This is a genomic window from Saccharopolyspora erythraea, assembly GCF_018141105.1.
Lineage (GTDB): Bacteria > Actinomycetota > Actinomycetes > Mycobacteriales > Pseudonocardiaceae > Saccharopolyspora_D > Saccharopolyspora_D erythraea_A.
The window spans coordinates 2635095-2652345 of record NZ_CP054839.1 but is presented as its reverse complement, the minus strand read 5'-3'; the positions used below and the strand labels follow the sequence as shown (position 1 = coordinate 2652345).

Genomic DNA, 17251 nt, shown 5'->3' with positions numbered 1-17251 from the left:
CGGGCGGACGAGGACCGACTGCGGGCGCACACGGCGCCGCTGGAGCCTCGGACGCGCAACCTCGCCCGCGACACGATTGCCAACGCCCCGCGGAGGCTCCTCGGCCATGCCTCGGCCCGGCGGAGCGGCTGCCGCGGCGGAAGTCCCCGCTGGACTTCGCAACGTCCATCCGGTAGGGACACCCACGGCCGGGGACAGGCTCATCCACATCGGAGCCACATCGGACCCCGATCCGGCAAGAGCGCGGCAGGATCCATCCGGTCACCGGAAGATAACTCCCCGATAAATTCTCAATCCGACGATCGTTGCGACTCGCCGGCATCCGCCCGCCAACCATCCCATACACGGCGCGTGACATTGAAGTCGGACTTTGAGTGCAAGATCACCCCTACGGCGGGTATCAACTCCCAGTTTAGCCCATTAGAGTGACCGGTCGTAGTTGCCGATTAAACCGGATCCCCCCTCCGGTTCAGCACCACAGATCGGAGCCGCCATGCGCGCTGCCGGTGTCCCGCTTGGCGAATACATAGCACACCAGGTCAAAAACCTCTGCGGCGTGCTCGGAATCGACGACAACGGTCCACTCGAGACCATCGACATGCTGCTCGGCCCAGCCTACTTCAGGCCCATTTCGGAACCGCCGTTATGGCCGAGCGATGTTGCCGACGACGAAACTCCGGTAGAATTGTCGTTCACCCTCGACGACGACGCCGGTCCGCGAATGCGAATTCTCGGTGAGCCGCTCGCGACCAACCCCGGACCCACCAGCAACCTGCACGCCGCACTGCAACTGCTGGGCGCGCTGAGCGAGCGCTACGCGCCTTCCCTCAACCGTTTCGACACCGTCTCCGACCTGTTTCTCCCCGGTGAACCGCAGGGCAAGTTCTCCCTGTGGATCTCCTTCATCTTCGGGTCCGACTCGCGGGACCCGACGCTGAAGATCTATTTCAACCCCAACGTGCGGGGGGCCTCCGAGGCGCACCGGCTGGTCGCCGAGGCGCTGGAGCGGCTCGGCTTCCCCGGAGCGTTCGACTGCGTCTCCGAATACGGCCTCACCCGCGGAAACCTCGACCGGCTCCCGTTCTTCTCGCTCGACCTCGAACCCGGCCCGCGAGCCAGGGTGAAGGTCTACATCATGCACGACGACGCCCAGGCATTGGACGCGCAACGGGCGGCCGAGGCCGTCGAGGGAATCGACTCCGAGCACATCCGGCGATTCTGCGAATCGCTGGCGGGCGACGTTCCCACATTCTCCAACCGTCCCCTCACCACGGCTTACGACTTCGTCGAAGGCGATGGCGCACGCCCCAGCTTCCACACACTGCACCTGCCGATCCGGGACTACGTCGCAAACGATTCGATCGCCCGCCAGCGACTTCTGCGACTGCTGCGCGACCGCGGGGAGGACTCGACGCTCGCGGCTCGCGCCATCGAGGCCGTCTCCACCCGCCCACTGGACGCCGGATCGGGACTGATCTCCTACATTTCCCTGCGCTCGGGACCCCAGCAAAGCGGCACCACGATCTATTTGTCGTCGGAAGCCTACAGCTACAAACCAGCGCTGGCCGAATTCGCCCGCTGAGACCGGAGCGTTTCGAACCAACACCCAGGAGAAGCTCAATGCGAGAACTCAGGCCTTACGTGTCGGCGGTCGTGCGCCCCATTCCGATCACCACCAGGGAAGAACGCGAACGAGAACTGGCCCGCGCCGGATACAACCCGTTCAACATCCAGGCCGACAAGGTCTCGATCGACTTCATGTCGGATTCCGGTACGGGTGCGCTTTCAATCGACCAGCAGGCCTGGGCACAACGCGCCGACGAGAGGTACGCGGGCGCGGAGTCGTTCTACCGGTTCCGGGAGTCGGTGGCCGACCTGGTGCCCTACCCGCACATCCTGCCGGTCCACCAGGGACGAGCCGGCGAACGAATACTCTTCGGTGCACTGCTCAAGTCCGGCCAGATCAGCGTCAGCAACACCCATTTCGACACCACTCGGGCCAATGTGGAGCTGCTCGGCTGCCAGGCGCTGGACCTGCCGTGCCCGGGAGCCGCCGACCTCGACAGCGATGCCCCGTTCAAGGGCGACATCGACCTGGACGCGCTCGAGCGGCTGCTGACCGGCTATGCCGGCGGCCGGGTCGGCCAGATCCTGATGACCATCACCAACAACGGCGGTGGCGGCCAGCCCGTGTCGATGGCGAACCTGCGCGCGGTCAGCGAGCTCGCCCGCCGGCACGGCGTGCCGTTCCTCCTCGACGCGGCGCGGTTCGCCGAGAACGCGTGGCTGGTGACCCGCCGGGAGGAGGGGTACGAGAACTGGACCCCGCGCGAGGTCGCACGCGCCGCCTTCGAGCTCGCCGACGGGTGCGTGGCGAGCCTGAAGAAGGACGGACTTTCCCACGTCGGCGGCTTCATCGGGTTGCACGACACCGGGCTGGCGACCCGGTGCGAGGCCCACGTCATCGCCGGGGAGGGCTTCCGGACCTACGGCGGGATGACCGGACACACCATGGAAACCCTCGCCCAGGGCCTGCGGGAGGTGGTGGAACCCAGCTACCTGGCCGACCGCGAGCGCGAGGCGGCCTTCCTCGCCGACGAGGCCCACCGCGCGGGAGTCGACACCGTGCGGCCGTCCGGTCTGCACGCGATCTACCTCAACGCGGGCAGGCTGCTGCCGCACCTGCGACCGGGCGACTTCCCGGGCCACGCGCTGGGCTGCCAGCTCTACCTGGAAGGCGGCATCCGGGCCGTCGAGCTCGGCTCGCTCTACCTCGGCAAGCTCGACGACGACCACTCCCTGGTCTCGCCCGCGCCCTACGAGCTGGTCCGGCTGGCCATCCCGCGCCGGGTCTACGACCACAGCCACCTGGAGTACGTCGGCGACGTGCTGGCTTCGATCGCAAAGGAGCCGGAGCGGGTCCCGGGCTACCGGATCACCCACGCGCCGGAGCTCCTGCGGCACTTCCACCTGCGCCTGGAGCCGGCCGCGCGCCGCTGACGGCCGCGCACGACGAGGGGCGGGTGGTGGTCACCGGGTCGCCGGTGACCACCACCCGCTCCTGCGCGCCTCGCTACTGGGCGGCCGGGACCTCGCTGTCGACCGGCTCGCCGTCGCCGGCGCCGGCCTCGCCCTCGGTCTCGTCGAGCCGCCGGATCGAGTACTCGATCAGCTCGACCAGTGCGTTCTTGGCCGCCTCCCGGTTGCGGGCGTCGGAGACCACCACCGGCACCTCGTCGTCGATGTCGAGGGCGTGGCGGACCTCCTCGGCCCCGTAGGGGATCGAGCCGTCGAACTGGTTCACCGTGACGATGAACGGGATCCCGCGGCTCTCGAAGAAGTCGATCGCCGGGAAGCTGGCCTCGATGCGCCGGGTGTCCACGATCACCACCGCGCCGATCGCGCCGCGGGCGAGCTCGTTCCACATGAACCAGAACCGGTCCTGCCCGGGCGTGCCGAACAGGTAGAGCACGAGCTGCTGGTTGATCGTGATGCGGCCGAAGTCGAGCGCGACGGTCGTGGTGTTCTTCTCCTCGATGCCCGCCAGGTCGTCGACCCCGGCGCTGGCCTCGGTGAGCACCTCCTCGGTGCGCAGCGGCACGATCTCGCTCACCGAGCCGACCATCGTGGTCTTGCCCGCGCCGAACCCGCCGGCGATGACGATCTTCACCGCTGTCGGCGCGGTGAGCGTCTCGGACATCGAATCCCCCTTGGGCGCTTGGTCAGAGCCTGCGGACACCATCGAGCACCGCCTGGAGTAGTTTTCGGTTCGGCATCTCGGCCGTTCTGGACGACGCCGAGCCCGCGATGAGGTCGCCGCGCTCGATGAGATCGCCCACCAGCACCTTCCCCACCACCAGGGGTACGTCGAGGTAGGAGGCCACTTCGGCGATCGACAGCGGCCGCTTGCAGAGCTCGAGGATGTCCAGGTGTTCCACCGACAGGCCGGAGCGGTCGGTGGTGCCGCGGCGGGCGGTCACGACCTGCGTGACCATGTCCAGTTCGGGGCTTGTCGGACGGGTCCGTCCCCGCGTCATCGCATAGGGCCGGACCAGCGGGCCCGCCGCCTCGTCCAGCCACACGTCGTCCTCGCGAGCCATCATCGTCGGGCCTCAGCCCTGCTTGAGGTCGACCGGCTCGCCACCGCGAGGCGCGGAGCTGAGGTAGTTGCCCACGCGGACCACGAGCAGGTTCATCTCGTAGGCGATCATCCCCACGTCGGCCTCCTCCTCGCCGAGCACCGCCAGGCAGGCGCCGCTCCCGGCGGCGGTGACGAACAGGAACGCGTGGTCCATCTCGACGATGGTCTGGCGGACCTTGCCGCCCTTGAAGTGCCTGCCGGTCTCCTTGGCCAGGCTCTGGAAGGCCGAGGCCATCGCGGAGAGGTGCTCGGAGTCCTCGACCGACAGTTCAGCGGACTTGGCCAGCAGCAGGCCGTCGGAGGAGAGCACGACTGCGTACTGCGCCCCGACGACCCGCTGGACCAGGTCGTCCAACAGCCAGTTCAACTCGGCGTCTGAGCCGACCTTCTCGCTCATGCACACACTGCCCCTTCGGTCACTGGAGAGAATCACGGTCGGAACCGTCGTCGCTGCGACGTGCCTTGCGGGTACCGCGCTGGAAGGCGGTCATGTTGCCTCGGGTCCGCTCAGGCGAATGGTCGACCTGGTACTCGCGCTCCTCCTGCTGCTCCAGTGGTTCGTCGCGCAGCTGGGGAACGAGGTTCTGCTGCCGTCGCCGTCTGGGCAACGGCGGCCTTCCGTCCGGGTCCACGGAGGGGAACTCCGGCTTTTCGTTCTGGGTTTCGGCGGGCACCGAAGGTTTGCGCCCGTTCCTGACCACCGGCTCGACCTCCCTGCGGGGTGCCGGAAGATCGCGCTCGGTCGCGGGTGTGCTGCCCTCCCGGTTGCGGGGAACCATGGGCGACAGCTGGTTGGCCGCGGCCACGCGCATCGTCTCCGGCGGATCCTCGTGCCCCTTCTCGGACACCACGATTTCGGAGGGCAGCAGCACGAAGGCCACGATCCCTCCCTCGGCGGACTCTCGGAGATCCACTTCGATGCCGCGCCTCGCGGCGAGCCTGGCGACCACGAACAGGCCGAGCCGGGAGTCACCGCGCAGGGTGATGTCCTCGAACCTCGGGGGGTTCACCAGGAGTTCGTTGGCGTCGTCCCTGGCGGCGGGACGCATGCCCAGACCCTGGTCCTCGATCTGCACCAGCACGCCGCGCGGGGTGTCGCTGCTGTGGACCTGGACCTGGGACCGCGGGGACGAGAACGCGGTGGCGTTCTCCATCAGCTCCGCGCACAGGTGGATGACGTCGCCGACGGCGGTGCCGTGCACGGCGACCTCGGGCACCTGGTTGACCCGGACCCGGTGGTACTGCTCGGTCTCGGCGACCGCGGCGCGCAGGACGTCGACCAGGCGGACCGGCTTGCGCCACTGCCGTCCCGGCTGCTCGCCGGCGAGGATGATCAGGTTCTCGGCGTTGCGCCGGGCCCGGGTGGCGAGGTGGTCGAGCTGGAACAGGGTGTCCAGCCGCTCGGGGTTCTCCTCCTCGCGCTCCATCTTGTCCAGCACCTTGAGCTGGCGGTGCACCAGCCCCTGGTTGCGGTGGGCGATGCCGAGGAAGACCTTGTTGACGCCCTCACGGGCCTGGCTCTCCTTGACCGCCGCCGAGACCGCGGTGAACTGCGCGGTGTTGAAGGCGTCGGCCACCTGGCCGATCTCGTCGCCGCCGTAGTCCAGGGCGGGCAGCTCGGTCTCGATGTCGACCTTCTCGCCGCGCTCCAGGCGGGTCATGATGTCGGGCAGCCGTTGTTGGGCCAGGGTCAGGGAGTCGGTGCGCAGGTTCGCCAGCCGGGTGACCAGCGCGCGGTCGACCAGCCTGCGGGAGTTGCGGATCGCCAGCACGATTCCGAGGATCACCGCGAGCAGCGCGACCGCGCTGCCGATGATGACCTCGAAGTAGCGCGCGTTGCCGTTGGCCAGCACCAGCTCGACCGCCTGGGTCGAGTGCGAGATGACGATCCTGACCAGCTCGTCGGCGACCTGGTTGCTGGCGTCGAGCCACTGCTGCTCGGTGACGCGCAGGTCGCCGCTCTGTTGCGGGGGGTGCGAGATCAGCTGGTTCTCCAGCTGCTGCAGGTTGCGCCACGCGTCGCTGTTGAGCAGCTGCTCGTACTCGGCCTTGGCCTGCGGCTGCAGGTTCGGCGCGTCGGTGATCAGCTTGGAGCGGTAGGACCCGACCAGGCTGACGAACGTCGTGTGCTGCTCGGGGGTGAACCGCCCGGCGGCGACCGCGTTGCCGCCGAGGGAGGCGACCCTGGACATCTGGTCGGCGGCCCGGAACAGGTCGGTGGCCGTCAGCGCGCCCTGGATCGACTCGCCGTCGGGCACCAGCCGCGACTGGGTCTCGAACAGGTTGCCGCCGGCGTCGAGCACGCTGTTGTAGTAGTCGAAGACCTCTTCGGGGCTCGCGGTGTGCCCGTCGATGCGGCCGCGCTCCTGCGGGAGCTGGTCGAGCAGCGACACGAGCTTGTCGGCACCCTGCACGATGTTGTCCGGCGCACCGGAGAGCAGGCCCTGCATCTTGGACTTCATCTGGTCCACGGCGCGGTCGGTCTCGGCCCGCTGAGCGGGCAGCGTCGCCGTGGCGGCCGGGCTGTGGCCCAGGCTGAGCATCGTCAGCTGGCGCTCCTTCTGCAGCGCCACAAGGCTGTTGACCGCGGGGATCGAGGCTTCCTTCACGCCGAGACCGACGGTGCGCAGGTAGAAGCCCTCGAAGATGGTGTAGGAGGAGAAGACCGCCCACATGACCAGCAGCACCACGCTGGGCAGGATGACCACCCTGGTAAGGCGTGACCGGATGGTCCTGTAGTCACTACTCTCGGAACTGCTTGTTCGACTCACAGCGCTCCAGAACTATTGAACCGCCCGAGGGCATGCCGACCGGGATTGACTTGCGGTGGGCGAGGGCGACCGCGTCTCACATCGGGAAAGGTCCGTGGGCGACCCCGGTGCGGAGCGAGTGAGCTGCCGGGTCGCCGACGCCTCGGACGAGGTGTGCCCGTCGGCGTGGCCATTGAGTCGCACCTTCGTTTCGCAGCCGGACCACTACCAGTTCCCGCCTCAACGCCGCTGTTGCGACACCACCCAGCAGGATGATTCGGACCTTAGCACAATGTGATCATGGTGCCCTTCGGAGGATCTTATCCGATCACATGAAGGCTTTTCGGGTGAGTCCCTTGGTCCGATCTACCTATTTCGGGGCATCCGTCTGACCGCCGGTAGCGCGCGGCGGCAACGGGGAGCGAGCCTCGCTCACCCGAGGTCGTAGCGCGGCCGTTCGCCCAGCAGGCAGGAGAGATCCGCGCCGGCGGTCAGCTCGCGGGGTTCGGCTCCCCTGGTGAACAGCCGGGCGCCCGCGGCACCGCCGAGCTTGGCGCGCTCGCCGCTCACCCGCACCCACGAGCCCTCGCGCACTCCGAGGACCGGGACGTCGTTCTCCTCCAGGAACTCGGCGATGCGCTCCTCCCGCGTCTCCCCCATGTGCGTGCCCGCCGGGTCCGGGTCCAGGTAGTGCGGGTTGATCTGGAAGGGCACCAGGCCGAGCGCGTCGAACGACGGCGGCTGCACGATCGGCATGTCGTTGCTGGTCCGCAGCGTCGGGCAGGCCATGTTCGTCCCCGCGCTGGAGCCCATGTAGCGGGTTCGGTCGCCGACGGCCTCACGCAGCGCCGCCACCAGGTCGCGCGCGTAGAGGGCCGAAAGCAGGCGGAAGGTGTTGCCACCGCCGACGAACACGGCTTCGGACTCGCGCACCGCCGCGACGGGGTCGCCTGCCCGGTGCAGCCCCTCCACCCGGACGCCGAGCGGGCGGAGCGCCTCCCGCACCGCATCGGTGTAGGCGTCGTGCTCCCGCTTGGCGTAGGGCACGAAGACCAGCCGGTCGCGGCCGTCCAGCCACCGCGACACGGCCTCCAGCGCGTAGCCGAGGAAGGTGCTGGTGTGCGTCGTCGAGCTGGAGAGCAGCAGCAGTTCCACGTCCTTGCCCTTCCGCGAGAGGCCGGCGGCCGGTTCCAAGCTATCCCCACTCCCGGGCCACGCGCCCGGGACGGCACTGGAACCGGCCGGCCGTGGCGGCGAGGATGGCGGCCATGACGGCGACCAACGACGTGACCATCATCGGCGGCGGCATCGTCGGGCTGGCGACCGCGTTCGCGCTCGCGCGCGACGGGCGCGAGCGGCGGATCGCGGTGATCGACAAGGAACCGGCCTGGGGCGCGCACCAGACCGGCCACAACTCCGGCGTCATCCACAGTGGACTGTACTACCCGCCTGGCAGCGGCAAGGCCCGTCTGGCCAGGGCGGGCGGCGAGGCGATGTACGCCTTCTGCGCCGAGCACGGGATTCCCGTCGAACGGACCGGGAAGGTCGTGGTGGCGACATCGGACGACGAGCTGCCGCGGCTGGCCGAGCTGGCCAGGCGGGGCGAGGCCAACGGCGTTCGGGTCACCGAGCTCGACCCCGCCTCGCTGCGCGAACGGGAACCGAACGTGCGCGGCATCCGGGCCCTGCTGGTGCCCGACGCCGGGATCACCGACTTCGGGGCGGTCGCCCGCCGGCTGGCCGGGCTGCTGGCCGGGCTCGGGGTCGAGCTGCACCACGGCACCGAGCTCGTCGGAGTCCGCACCGACGGGGCGGAACTGGTCCTGGAGACCACGACCGGGGAGATCCGCAGCCGGCACGCGGTCAACTGCGCCGGGCTGCACAGCGACGTCGTCGCCGAGCTCGCCGGGGCCGAGCCGCCCGCGCGCGTCCTGCCGTTCCGCGGCGAGTACTTCGAGACCACCGGTGCCGCCCGCGACCTGGTGCACGCGCTGGTCTACCCGGTGCCCGACCCGGCCTTCCCGTTCCTCGGCGTGCACCTCACGCGGATGGTCGACGGCAGCCTGCACGTCGGCCCCAACGCGGTGCCCGCGCTCTCGCGCGAGGGCTACGACTGGCGCTCGTGGTCCGGGGCGCACCTGCGCAGGCTGGCGACCGACCCGGCGCTGCGGGTGCTGGCCAGGAAGTACTGGCGGACCGGCGCGGGTGAGATCGCGCGGTCGGCGTTCAAGCCGCTGTTCGTGCGCGCAGCCCAGCGGCTGCTGCCCGGCCTGCGCGGCAGCGACCTGCGCCGGGCGGAGGCGGGCGTGCGCGCGCAGGCCGTGCGGCCCGACGGCACCCTGGTCGACGACTTCCTGGTGGTCGAGGACCGGCACTGGGTGCACGTGCTCAACGCCCCGTCCCCCGCGGCCACCGCGTCCCTGCTGATCGGGGCCGACATCGCCGAGCGGACCCGGCGGTCGCTGGACGCCGCGTAGGTTCCGCCCGGAGCCAGAGGGCGCCTGAGTGCCTGTCTTTGGTCTTTGAAGCGGCGAAGCCGCTTGGCCCGTCCTCGCAACCGGTTCCGCCACCGGAACTGCCACTCAAGCTGAGTTCGAAGACCGCTTCTCAGGCCGGCCGGTCGAGTTCCTCCGCCTGCTCCCACAGCACCTCGGTGTAGCGCTGCAAGGCCCTTCCCAGGGCGAAGCTGCCCGCGGGTGTGACCATCGCGTAGGAGTCGTCGGGCACCTCCGGGACCACGGCGACCCGGCCGGTCGGCGAGTGCAGCACCTCGATCTCCGACGGCGCGCGCAGCAGCGTGCCGTCGGACCGGCACAGCGCGATCCCGATCCGCGCGGTCACCTCGTCGGCCTGACGCAGCAACGCTCCCACAGCCCTGGCGTCGTCCGGAGGGACCTCGCGCAACCGGAGCTCGTAGGCCAGCCAGTCGACCTGGTCGTCACCGCGCCCGGCGGCCTCGGCACGCGCCTCGGCCAGGATCCGGCTCGGCAGCGTGACCTCGCTCCCCACTGCAGCCGCCGCCTCCGGCAGCGCGCCCGTCAGCGCAGGCCACGGCGCGTCGGGGCGGACCTGGTCGGCCGTTACCTCCTCGCCGCGCACCACGACCCGCACGGCGGTGGCGCGCTCGACGGCCACCAACACGCGCGTCTCGTCAGCGCCGGGTTCGGTGATCCGCAGGAACCCGTACACCGCGCCGCCCGCCAGCGCGGTCAGCACGTCCTGCCAGCGGGCCTCGAGCCGGTAGGGCATGCTCGGCGGCCCGGAGCCCGGCCTGCCGGTCAGAAAGGCAACGGCCTCCGAGGCACCAGCGCGCGTGACGCCTGAGCTGGCGAGGGCTTGGAACTCCCGGAAAGTGCAGCGCATCCCCGACTCCGGCGACTGGTTTCGAGCAGTTGAGGATAGTCGGCCGATCACCGCGGCGTCCGCGCCCGCACCGACCGACCACTCCAACGGCCGCTCCGGCCGGTCCCCGGCGCGCTCAGAGGCTGTCTACGACTCTTGGAGCGGCGAAGCCGCTTGGCCCGCCCCCGCGCGTTCAGCGCCTTTCAGACCCTCGGCCGCTCCTCGCCGGGGGTTCGCGCCCGCCGGACGACGCCATGCAGCGCGCTGCTGACGATCGTGATGATCAACGCGCCCCAGAACGCCGGCCAGAAGCCGTCGACGTGGAACGGCAGGCCCAGCTCGCCTGCCAGGTAGCTGGTCAGCCAGAGCAGCAACGCGTTGACCACGAGCCCGAACAGGCCCAGCGTCAGCACGTAGAGCAGGCAGCCCAGCGTCTTGGCGATCGGCTTGAGCACCACGTTGACGAGCCCGAACACGACCGCCACCGCGAGCAGCGTGAGGATCTGCGCCGGGGTGTCGTGCCCGCCGAGCGTGATCCCGGGCAGCAGCGTGGTCAGCCACACCGCGACCATGGTGATCAGGATGTGCACCAGAACGGCCACGTCGCGACCTTCCTGACTAGACGGCGGTTGACCCTTTCGACGCTACTTGTTCCGGGGATCTTGCGCCGGTTCTCGGCAGTGCCCGGTTGGCAGGGACGGCCTTTCCGCGGCGTACGGCTGTACGTGAGAGAAAGATCCCGGAGGGTCTGCACCGAAGCGGGTGCTCAGGTGAAGATCTCCGCCGACGCCGCGTGCAGCGTCTCTCCGGAGACCCCGCCCGCCCGCTCGCACGCCTCGGCGAAGCGGAAGACCATGCCCTCGCGCAGTCCCCACGGGCAGATCTCAAGCTGCTCGAGCCCGATCGCGTCGAGGATGACCTCGGCGACCACGGCACCGGCCAGGATGCGTCGCGCGCGGGTGCGCGACACACCGGGCAGCTTGGCGCGTTCGGCCTGGCTCAGCGAGGCCAGCTTCGGGATCCAGCTCTCCAGGTTCGCCCGTGCCAGCCGGTCGGGGTGGCGCACGGCGCGGACTCCGGAGCTCTCGGTCAGCACCGCGAGCTGGCGCAGCACCTTCGACAGCGCGACCGGGTGCCCCAGCTCGGTGCCCGGCAGGTGGCGCAGCGACCGCCGGACGTCGCCGCGGATCGCCGACACCAGCTCCTCGACCTGGTCCGGGCCCGGCGGGTCGCCGGGGAGGTACTGGCGGGTCAGCCGTGCCGCGCCGAATGGCAGCGAGACGACGTCGTCGGGGTAGGGCCCGGCGCCGGTGGCGACGTCGCTGGTACCGCCGCCGATGTCGACGGTGGTCATCGTCGCGCCCGCGCGACCGTGCCAGCGCCACGCGGCGTGGTAGGTCAGGGCGGCCTCGTCGCGCGGGGTGAGCACGCCGATCCGCACGCCCGCCACGTCGCCGAGGCACCTCCTCAGTTCGACGCCGTTGACCGCGTCGCGCACCGCGGAGGTGCCGTAGGCGACCAGCACGTCCGGCGCCTCGGTCCGCGCGGCCCGGACGCACTCGCGCACGGCGCGCTCGGCCTGCTCGATGCCGAGGGCGGTGACCACCCCATCAGGTGTGGTGTTCTCGGCGAGCCGGGTCCGCGCCTTGTGGCTCCAGGACGCGCGCGGCAGGCGGCTCCTGTCGAGGTCGACCACCTCCAGGTGCGCGGCGGCCGATCCGACGTCCAGCAGTCCCAGCCTCATCCGATACCCGTTCCCGATGCGGCACCTGGGCAAACGCGACGCACCGCGTTCGCCCGCGCACGGCAGGTGACGGACCGGAAGCAAGGCTGAGATAGGTACATGTGTCCCATTATTCCGGATCGACCCACCCGGGCTCCCGGGCACGTGGCCGCCTTCACTCCGGGCTTCACACCGAAGTGGGGCGCGACGAAGGCGCCCGGGGACTCCCGAAACCCGCTTACCCGGCGGTAACCTCTGGGCACCTCGGCGGCGGAGCCGGAACGCGTCGCCGCGGGCCGCAACGGAGAGGACCACCATGCGCATCGGTATGCCGCTCAACTACAGCGGCGGGTTCAAGGAGACCGTCGACGAGCTCGCCGGCTACGAGAAGGCCGGACTTGACATCGTGTACGTCCCGGAGGCGTACTCCTTCGACGCGGTGAGCCAGATGGGCTTCATCGCCGCCCGCACCGAGCGGCTGGAGATCGCCTCCGGGATCCTGCAGATCTACACCCGGACGCCCACTCTGACCGCGATGACCGCCGCCGGGATGGACTACGTCTCCGGGGGGCGCTTCACCCTCGGCATCGGCGCGTCCGGACCGCAGGTCATCGAGGGCTTCCACGGCGTGCCCTACCACGCCCCGCTCGGTCGCACCCGCGAGATCGTCGACATCTGCCGCCAGGTGTGGCGGCGGGAGAAGGTGGTGCACGAGGGCAAGCACTTCCAGATCCCGCTGCCCGAGGGCCAGGGCACCGGCCTGGGCAAACCGCTGAAGCTGATCAACCACCCGGTGCGCGAGCGGATTCCGGTCATGATCGCCGCCATCGGCCCGAAGAACGTCGCGATGGTCGCCGAGATCGCCGAGGCGTGGGAGCCGATCTTCTACGTGCCGGAGAAGGCCGGGGAGGTCTGGGGCGACTCGCTGGCCGCGGGCAAGGCCAAGCGCGACGCGTCCCTGCCCGAGCTCGACGTGGTGGCGCAGGCGCCACTGGCCATCGGCGAGGGCCTCGACGACTACCTCGACGGCATGCGCCCGATGCTCGCGCTCTACATCGGGGGCATGGGTGCCAAGGGCCGCAACTTCTACAACGACCTGGCCACCCGCTACGGCTACGAGGCCGAGGCCGAGAAGATCCAGGACCTCTACCTGGCGGGCAAGAAGGACGAGGCCGCCGCGGCGGTCCCGAAGGAGCTGCTGGTCAAGACCTCGCTGATCGGACCGGAGGGCCACGTCAAGGAGCGGCTGGCCGCGCTGCGGGAGTCCGGCGTGACCACCCTCAACGTCACCCCGCTGGCCGGCACGGCGCAGGGCCGCACCAACCTCATCGAACGCGTCCGCCGGCTCGCCGACGAGCTCTGACCCACCGCGTCCCAGCCCCTGTCCGGCGCCTGGCGGCCGCCGCCAGGGCACTGCCCACCGAAGGAGACCATTGATGACAGCCGCACAGGCAGCGGTGCTGCGGGAGATCGGCGGCGAGCTGCGGGTGGAGGACGTCGAGCTGCCCGCTCCCGGTCCCGGCCGGGTCCGGGTGAAGCTGGCCGCGACGGGGGTCTGCCACTCCGACCTGTCGCTGGCGACCGGCGTGCTGGCGCACCCGGCGCCGGTGGTGCTGGGCCACGAGGGCGCGGGCCGGGTGGTCGAGGTCGGCGAGGGCGTGGAGGGGCTGCGCCCCGGCGACCCGGTGGTGCTCAACTGGACGCCGCCGTGCCGGGAGTGCTGGTTCTGCACGCACCAGCAGCCCTACCTGTGCCCGCACGCGAGCGACGCCATGGGCCGGCCCTACGGCACGCTCGCTGACACCACCCCGGTGTACCCGGGTCTGGGCACCGCGGCCTTCGCCACCGAGACCCTGGTGGGCGCCAACGCCTGCATCCCGCTGCCGGAGGACGTGCCGCTGGAGCAGGCCGCGCTGCTCGGGTGTGCGGTGCTGACGGGCGCCGGAGCGGTGTTCAACGCCGCGCGCGTGCGTCCCGGTGAGAGCGTGGTCGTCTTCGGGCTCGGTGGCATCGGGCTGTGCGCGGTGCAGGCCGCGCGGATCGCCGGGGCGGGTCCGATCATCGCGGTGGACCCGGCGGTGGAGAAGTTCGACCTCGCCCGGCGGCTCGGTGCGCCCCACGCGCTGGAGCCGTCGTCCGACCTGAGCAAGCGGATCCGCAAGCTCACCGAGGGCCGCGGCGCGGACCACGCCTTCGAGTGCGTGGGCCGGGCCGAGACCATCCGGGGCGCGTGGTCGGCGACCCGGCGCGGCGGGCAGGCCACGATCGTCGGGCTGGGCTCGGTCTCCGACGAGGTCACCTTCAACGCGCTGGAGATCGGCCACTTCGCCCGCACGCTGCGGGGCTGCATGTACGGCAGCACCGACCCGCGGGTCGACGTCCCGGTGCTGCTCCAGCACTACCGGGACGGGGCGCTGGACCTGGACTCGCTGGTGTCGCAGCGGATCGCGCTGGAAGACATCGGTGAGTCCTTCGCGCGGATGAAGGCCGGGCACGGGGCCCGCAGCGTGGTGGTGTTCGAGTAGGGACGTCGCGAGAACGGGGCGGTGCGGGCTTTCCACGCACCGCCCCGTTCAGGCGATACGGGAGAGGAACCCGGGCCAGCGGGCGCCTGAAGTTCCGCCACCGGAAGTAGTGCGAACCCGGCGACGGCTGGCGGGCGGTCCGCACCGCCCGCCAGCCGTCGCGGACCGCTACGCCTGCGCGACCCGGGCAGCCGCCGGGTCGGTCGCCGCGGTCGGCCGCGTCTCTCGCAGCCCCCACGCCGACAGCAGGGTCACCAGCGCCATGGCGAACAGGAACGCCGCCACCGACGCCGAGGTCCCGGTCGCGGCCAGCAGCGCGGTCATGATGAACGGGGTGCCGCCACTGACCAGGATGGCGGCGAGCTGGTAGGCCAGGGACGCGCCGGAGTAGCGGACCCGCGGCTCGAACAGCTCGCTGAGGTAGGCCGCCAGCGGCCCGTAGGTCAGGCTCGACCCGACGCTGCCCACCGTCGTGGCGATGGCGACGCCGAGCAGGGTCGCGGTGTCGACCAGCCAGAAGAACGGGAACGCCCAGACCAGCAGCAGACCCGCGCCCGCGAAGATCAGCGGCCGCCTTCCCCACCGGTCCGACAGCGCGCCGCTGAGGAAGATCGTCGCGACGCCGACCGCCGAGGATCCCAGCGCGAGCAGCAGCAACGCGTTGCGGTCCATGTCCAGCTCAGTGGTCGCGTAGGCCAGCAGGCCCGAGATGCTGATGTAGAACACCGCGTTGGTGGCGAACAGCAGCCCCGAACCCAGCAGCACGGTCCGCTTGTGGGAGCGCAGGACCTCCATCAGCGGTGCCTGCTCGACCCGCGCGGCCTCCTGCTGCTTGCGTTCCTTGAGCTCCTGGAACACCGGGGTGTCCTCGACCTTGAGCTGGATGAACAGCACCACCGGTGCCAGTGCCGCGCTGGCCAGGAACGGGATCCGCCAGCCCCACGACAGGAACGCCTCGTGCGGGACGGTCGCGCCGACCAGCAGGAACGCCGCGTTGCCGAGGATCACGCCGAGGGGGACGCCCATCTGGCCGAAGGTGCCCGCCCGGCCGCGGCGCGAGCCCGCGGAGTTCTCGGTGAGCAGCAGGATGATGCCGCCCCACTGCCCGCCGACGGCGATGCCCTGCAGGAACCGCAGCGCCACCAGCAGTACGGGCGCGAGCACGCCGATGGTGGCCGCGCCGGGCAGGACGCCGATGAGGAAGGTCGCCCCGCCCATCATGATCAGGCACGTCACGACCGCGGGCTTGCGGCCGATGCGGTCGCCGAGGTGGCCGAAGACCAGGCCGCCCAGCGGCCGGGACACGAAGCCCGCCCAGAAGGTGGCGAAGGAGAGCAGGATGCCGATCAGCGGCGTGGAGTCGGGGAAGAACAGCGGCCCGAAGACCAGGGCCGCGGCGGTGGCGTAGATGAAGAAGTCGTACCACTCGATGGACGACGCGATCAGCGCGGCGATCATCAGCTTGCGGGAGGCGTGGTCGCGGGTGCCCGCCTGCTCGCTCAAGGTCATCGGCTGTCTCCTCGGTTCGGCAACAGGTCCAGACCGACTGGTTGGTATGACTGTGAGCTACGTCTCTTCGACCGTCAAGGACGCTTTCTCTGAGCGGTAGCGGGGCCGCGCGGATCACCGACCGCGCATCCGGCCGGTCAGCGCGGGGGCCGACCGGCCGGCAGGACGCGGCGTCAGCCTTCGTTGAGGACGCGGACCGGCGCTCCCTCCAGGAACGCGCCGATGGACTCCACCGTGTCGGTGTAGAAGGCCCGGTAGGTCCCCTCGGTCACGTACCCGAGGTGCGGGGTCAGGACCGTGCGCGGCACACCGCGCCACGGGTCGTCGGCGGGCAGCGGCTCGCGCTCGAAGACGTCGATGCCCGCGCCCGCGATGCGCCCGGCGTGCAGCGCCTCCCGCAACGCGGCCTCGTCGACGATCGGCCCGCGCGAGGTGTTGATCAGGTAGGCCGTCGGCCGCATCAGGGCCAGTTCGGCGGCACCGACCAGCCCGCGCGTCCGGCGGCTGAGCACCGTGTGGATGCTCAGGATGTCGGAGGAGGCGAACAGCTCCTCCTTGTCCACCCGGCGGGCACCGGCGGCCTCGGCCGCCTCGTCGGTGAGGTTCTGGCTCCAGGCGATCACCGGCATACCGAACGCCCGCCCGATCGCCGCGACCTGCGTCCCCAGCCTGCCCAGCCCGAGCAGCCCCAGCGTCCGCCCGCCGAGCTCGACCCCGACGGTGCGCTGCCAGCCGCCCTCGCGCAGCGCCCGGTCCTCCAGCGGGATGTTGCGGGTGACGGCGAAGATCAGGCCCCAGGTCAGCTCCGCGGTCGGCTGCCAGGAACGGTCCGCGGACCCGCTGCCGCCGGTGCCGGAGACGGTGATCCCGAGCTCGGAGGCGGCGGCCAGGTCGATCGACGCGTTGCGCATCCCGGTGGTGACCAGCAGCTTCAGGTTCGGCAGCGCCTCGAGGACCTCCCGCGGGAAGGGTGTGCGCTCCCGCATCGCGGCGATCACCTGGAACGGCTGAAGCCGCCGCACGAGCTCTTCGCGGTCGGCGACGTGGTCGTGGAAGAACTCCACCGACGCGGGCAACGAGTCCCAGTCGGCGTAGTCCCGCGCCACCCGCTGGTAGTCGTCGAGCACGGCCACCCGAACTGCCATCGCTCCTCCTCACCTGGACTTCGCGGCCCGACGATCCTATGCGGCGCGAACGACCGCGCGGCGGGCCGCCGACGGCCGCCGCTGATCTCGGCCTCTCGGGGGACGCCGCCGGGCAC

Annotated in this window: 15 protein-coding genes; 5 read left to right on the top strand and 10 right to left on the bottom strand. The window is 70.7% G+C overall.

Features of this window, described 5'->3' with window-relative positions:
- The first annotated feature begins 493 nt into the window (after window positions 1-493).
- Together HUO13_RS12380 and HUO13_RS12375 are read left to right on the top strand one after the other, a co-directional pair.
- Window positions 494-1582, top strand: coding sequence for a tryptophan dimethylallyltransferase family protein (locus tag HUO13_RS12380; RefSeq protein WP_249124712.1), 1089 nt, complete (start codon window positions 494-496; stop codon window positions 1580-1582).
- Window positions 1583-1620: 38 nt separating this feature from the next.
- A complete protein-coding gene (locus HUO13_RS12375; protein ID WP_211901530.1) occupies window positions 1621-3000 on the top strand; it encodes a tryptophanase in 1380 nt (459 codons plus the stop codon).
- Between the two features lie 73 nt (window positions 3001-3073).
- On the opposite strand, the gene HUO13_RS12370 is transcribed toward HUO13_RS12375, so the two are convergent.
- The 5 genes from HUO13_RS12370 to pepE form a co-directional block, all read right to left on the bottom strand.
- Window positions 3074-3700, bottom strand: a complete 627-nt coding sequence (locus HUO13_RS12370) for a GTP-binding protein (RefSeq protein WP_211901529.1) — start codon at window positions 3698-3700, stop codon at window positions 3074-3076.
- 22 nt (window positions 3701-3722) lie between these two features.
- The gene (locus tag HUO13_RS12365) at window positions 3723-4100 is read right to left on the bottom strand and encodes a DUF742 domain-containing protein (protein ID WP_211902843.1); all 378 of its coding nucleotides are present in this window, start codon (window positions 4098-4100) and stop codon (window positions 3723-3725) included.
- A gap of 12 nt (window positions 4101-4112) precedes the next feature.
- Complete coding sequence (locus tag HUO13_RS12360; protein WP_009942554.1) at window positions 4113-4538, bottom strand: roadblock/LC7 domain-containing protein; 426 nt, start codon at window positions 4536-4538, stop codon at window positions 4113-4115.
- A 19-nt stretch (window positions 4539-4557) separates the two neighbouring features.
- On the bottom strand, window positions 4558-6831 hold the full coding sequence (locus HUO13_RS12355) for a sensor histidine kinase (RefSeq protein WP_249124709.1): 2274 nt from the start codon (window positions 6829-6831) through the stop codon (window positions 4558-4560).
- Window positions 6832-7323: 492 nt separating this feature from the next.
- Window positions 7324-8085: a dipeptidase PepE gene (pepE, locus tag HUO13_RS12350; RefSeq protein WP_211901527.1), complete on the bottom strand. Its 762-nt coding sequence runs from the start codon at window positions 8083-8085 to the stop codon at window positions 7324-7326.
- A 74-nt stretch (window positions 8086-8159) separates the two neighbouring features.
- Here pepE and lhgO point away from each other — a divergent pair, with 74 nt between their 5' ends.
- Window positions 8160-9368 carry an L-2-hydroxyglutarate oxidase gene (gene lhgO, locus HUO13_RS12345; RefSeq protein ID WP_211901526.1) on the top strand — a complete coding sequence of 403 codons (1209 nt, stop codon included), beginning with the start codon at window positions 8160-8162 and terminating at the stop codon, window positions 9366-9368.
- 130 nt (window positions 9369-9498) lie between these two features.
- On the opposite strand, the gene HUO13_RS12340 is transcribed toward lhgO, so the two are convergent.
- The 3 genes from HUO13_RS12340 to HUO13_RS12330 form a co-directional block, all read right to left on the bottom strand.
- Entirely contained in the window at window positions 9499-10140 is a 642-nt protein-coding gene (locus HUO13_RS12340; RefSeq protein ID WP_249124707.1) for an ESX secretion-associated protein EspG, read from the bottom strand.
- Window positions 10141-10436: 296 nt separating this feature from the next.
- Window positions 10437-10835: a phage holin family protein gene (locus tag HUO13_RS12335; RefSeq protein WP_211901524.1), complete on the bottom strand. Its 399-nt coding sequence runs from the start codon at window positions 10833-10835 to the stop codon at window positions 10437-10439.
- Between the two features lie 164 nt (window positions 10836-10999).
- Window positions 11000-11977 carry a Ppx/GppA phosphatase family protein gene (locus tag HUO13_RS12330; protein WP_211901523.1) on the bottom strand — a complete coding sequence of 326 codons (978 nt, stop codon included), beginning with the start codon at window positions 11975-11977 and terminating at the stop codon, window positions 11000-11002.
- Between the two features lie 295 nt (window positions 11978-12272).
- Between HUO13_RS12330 and HUO13_RS12325 the strand changes: the two genes are divergently transcribed.
- Both HUO13_RS12325 and HUO13_RS12320 read left to right on the top strand, forming a co-directional pair.
- The gene (locus HUO13_RS12325; protein ID WP_211901522.1) at window positions 12273-13319 is read left to right on the top strand and encodes an LLM class F420-dependent oxidoreductase; all 1047 of its coding nucleotides are present in this window, start codon (window positions 12273-12275) and stop codon (window positions 13317-13319) included.
- A 73-nt stretch (window positions 13320-13392) separates the two neighbouring features.
- Entirely contained in the window at window positions 13393-14481 is a 1089-nt protein-coding gene (locus tag HUO13_RS12320) for a Zn-dependent alcohol dehydrogenase (protein WP_211901521.1), read from the top strand.
- Between the two features lie 168 nt (window positions 14482-14649).
- Here the strand turns inward: HUO13_RS12320 and HUO13_RS12315 are convergent, their stop codons facing one another.
- Together HUO13_RS12315 and HUO13_RS12310 are read right to left on the bottom strand one after the other, a co-directional pair.
- Window positions 14650-15990 carry an MFS transporter gene (locus HUO13_RS12315; protein ID WP_211901520.1) on the bottom strand — a complete coding sequence of 447 codons (1341 nt, stop codon included), beginning with the start codon at window positions 15988-15990 and terminating at the stop codon, window positions 14650-14652.
- Window positions 15991-16163: 173 nt separating this feature from the next.
- Window positions 16164-17135, bottom strand: a complete 972-nt coding sequence (locus HUO13_RS12310) for a D-2-hydroxyacid dehydrogenase family protein (RefSeq protein WP_211901519.1) — start codon at window positions 17133-17135, stop codon at window positions 16164-16166.
- Window positions 17136-17251: the final 116 nt, after the last annotated feature.

Coding starts and splice junctions, on each gene's coding strand:
- HUO13_RS12325 (WP_211901522.1), top strand. CDS start 12,273: ATGCGCATCGGTATGCCGCTCAACTACAGCGGCGGGTTCAAGGAGACC.
- HUO13_RS12375 (WP_211901530.1), top strand. CDS start 1,621: ATGCGAGAACTCAGGCCTTACGTGTCGGCGGTCGTGCGCCCCATTCCG.
- HUO13_RS12380 (WP_249124712.1), top strand. CDS start 494: ATGCGCGCTGCCGGTGTCCCGCTTGGCGAATACATAGCACACCAGGTC.
- HUO13_RS12365 (WP_211902843.1), bottom strand. CDS start 4,100: ATGGCTCGCGAGGACGACGTGTGGCTGGACGAGGCGGCGGGCCCGCTG.
- HUO13_RS12330 (WP_211901523.1), bottom strand. CDS start 11,977: ATGAGGCTGGGACTGCTGGACGTCGGATCGGCCGCCGCGCACCTGGAG.
- HUO13_RS12370 (WP_211901529.1), bottom strand. CDS start 3,700: ATGTCCGAGACGCTCACCGCGCCGACAGCGGTGAAGATCGTCATCGCC.
- lhgO (WP_211901526.1), top strand. CDS start 8,160: ATGACGGCGACCAACGACGTGACCATCATCGGCGGCGGCATCGTCGGG.
- HUO13_RS12320 (WP_211901521.1), top strand. CDS start 13,393: ATGACAGCCGCACAGGCAGCGGTGCTGCGGGAGATCGGCGGCGAGCTG.
- HUO13_RS12315 (WP_211901520.1), bottom strand. CDS start 15,990: ATGACCTTGAGCGAGCAGGCGGGCACCCGCGACCACGCCTCCCGCAAG.
- HUO13_RS12310 (WP_211901519.1), bottom strand. CDS start 17,135: ATGGCAGTTCGGGTGGCCGTGCTCGACGACTACCAGCGGGTGGCGCGG.
- HUO13_RS12340 (WP_249124707.1), bottom strand. CDS start 10,140: ATGCCCTACCGGCTCGAGGCCCGCTGGCAGGACGTGCTGACCGCGCTG.
- HUO13_RS12360 (WP_009942554.1), bottom strand. CDS start 4,538: ATGAGCGAGAAGGTCGGCTCAGACGCCGAGTTGAACTGGCTGTTGGAC.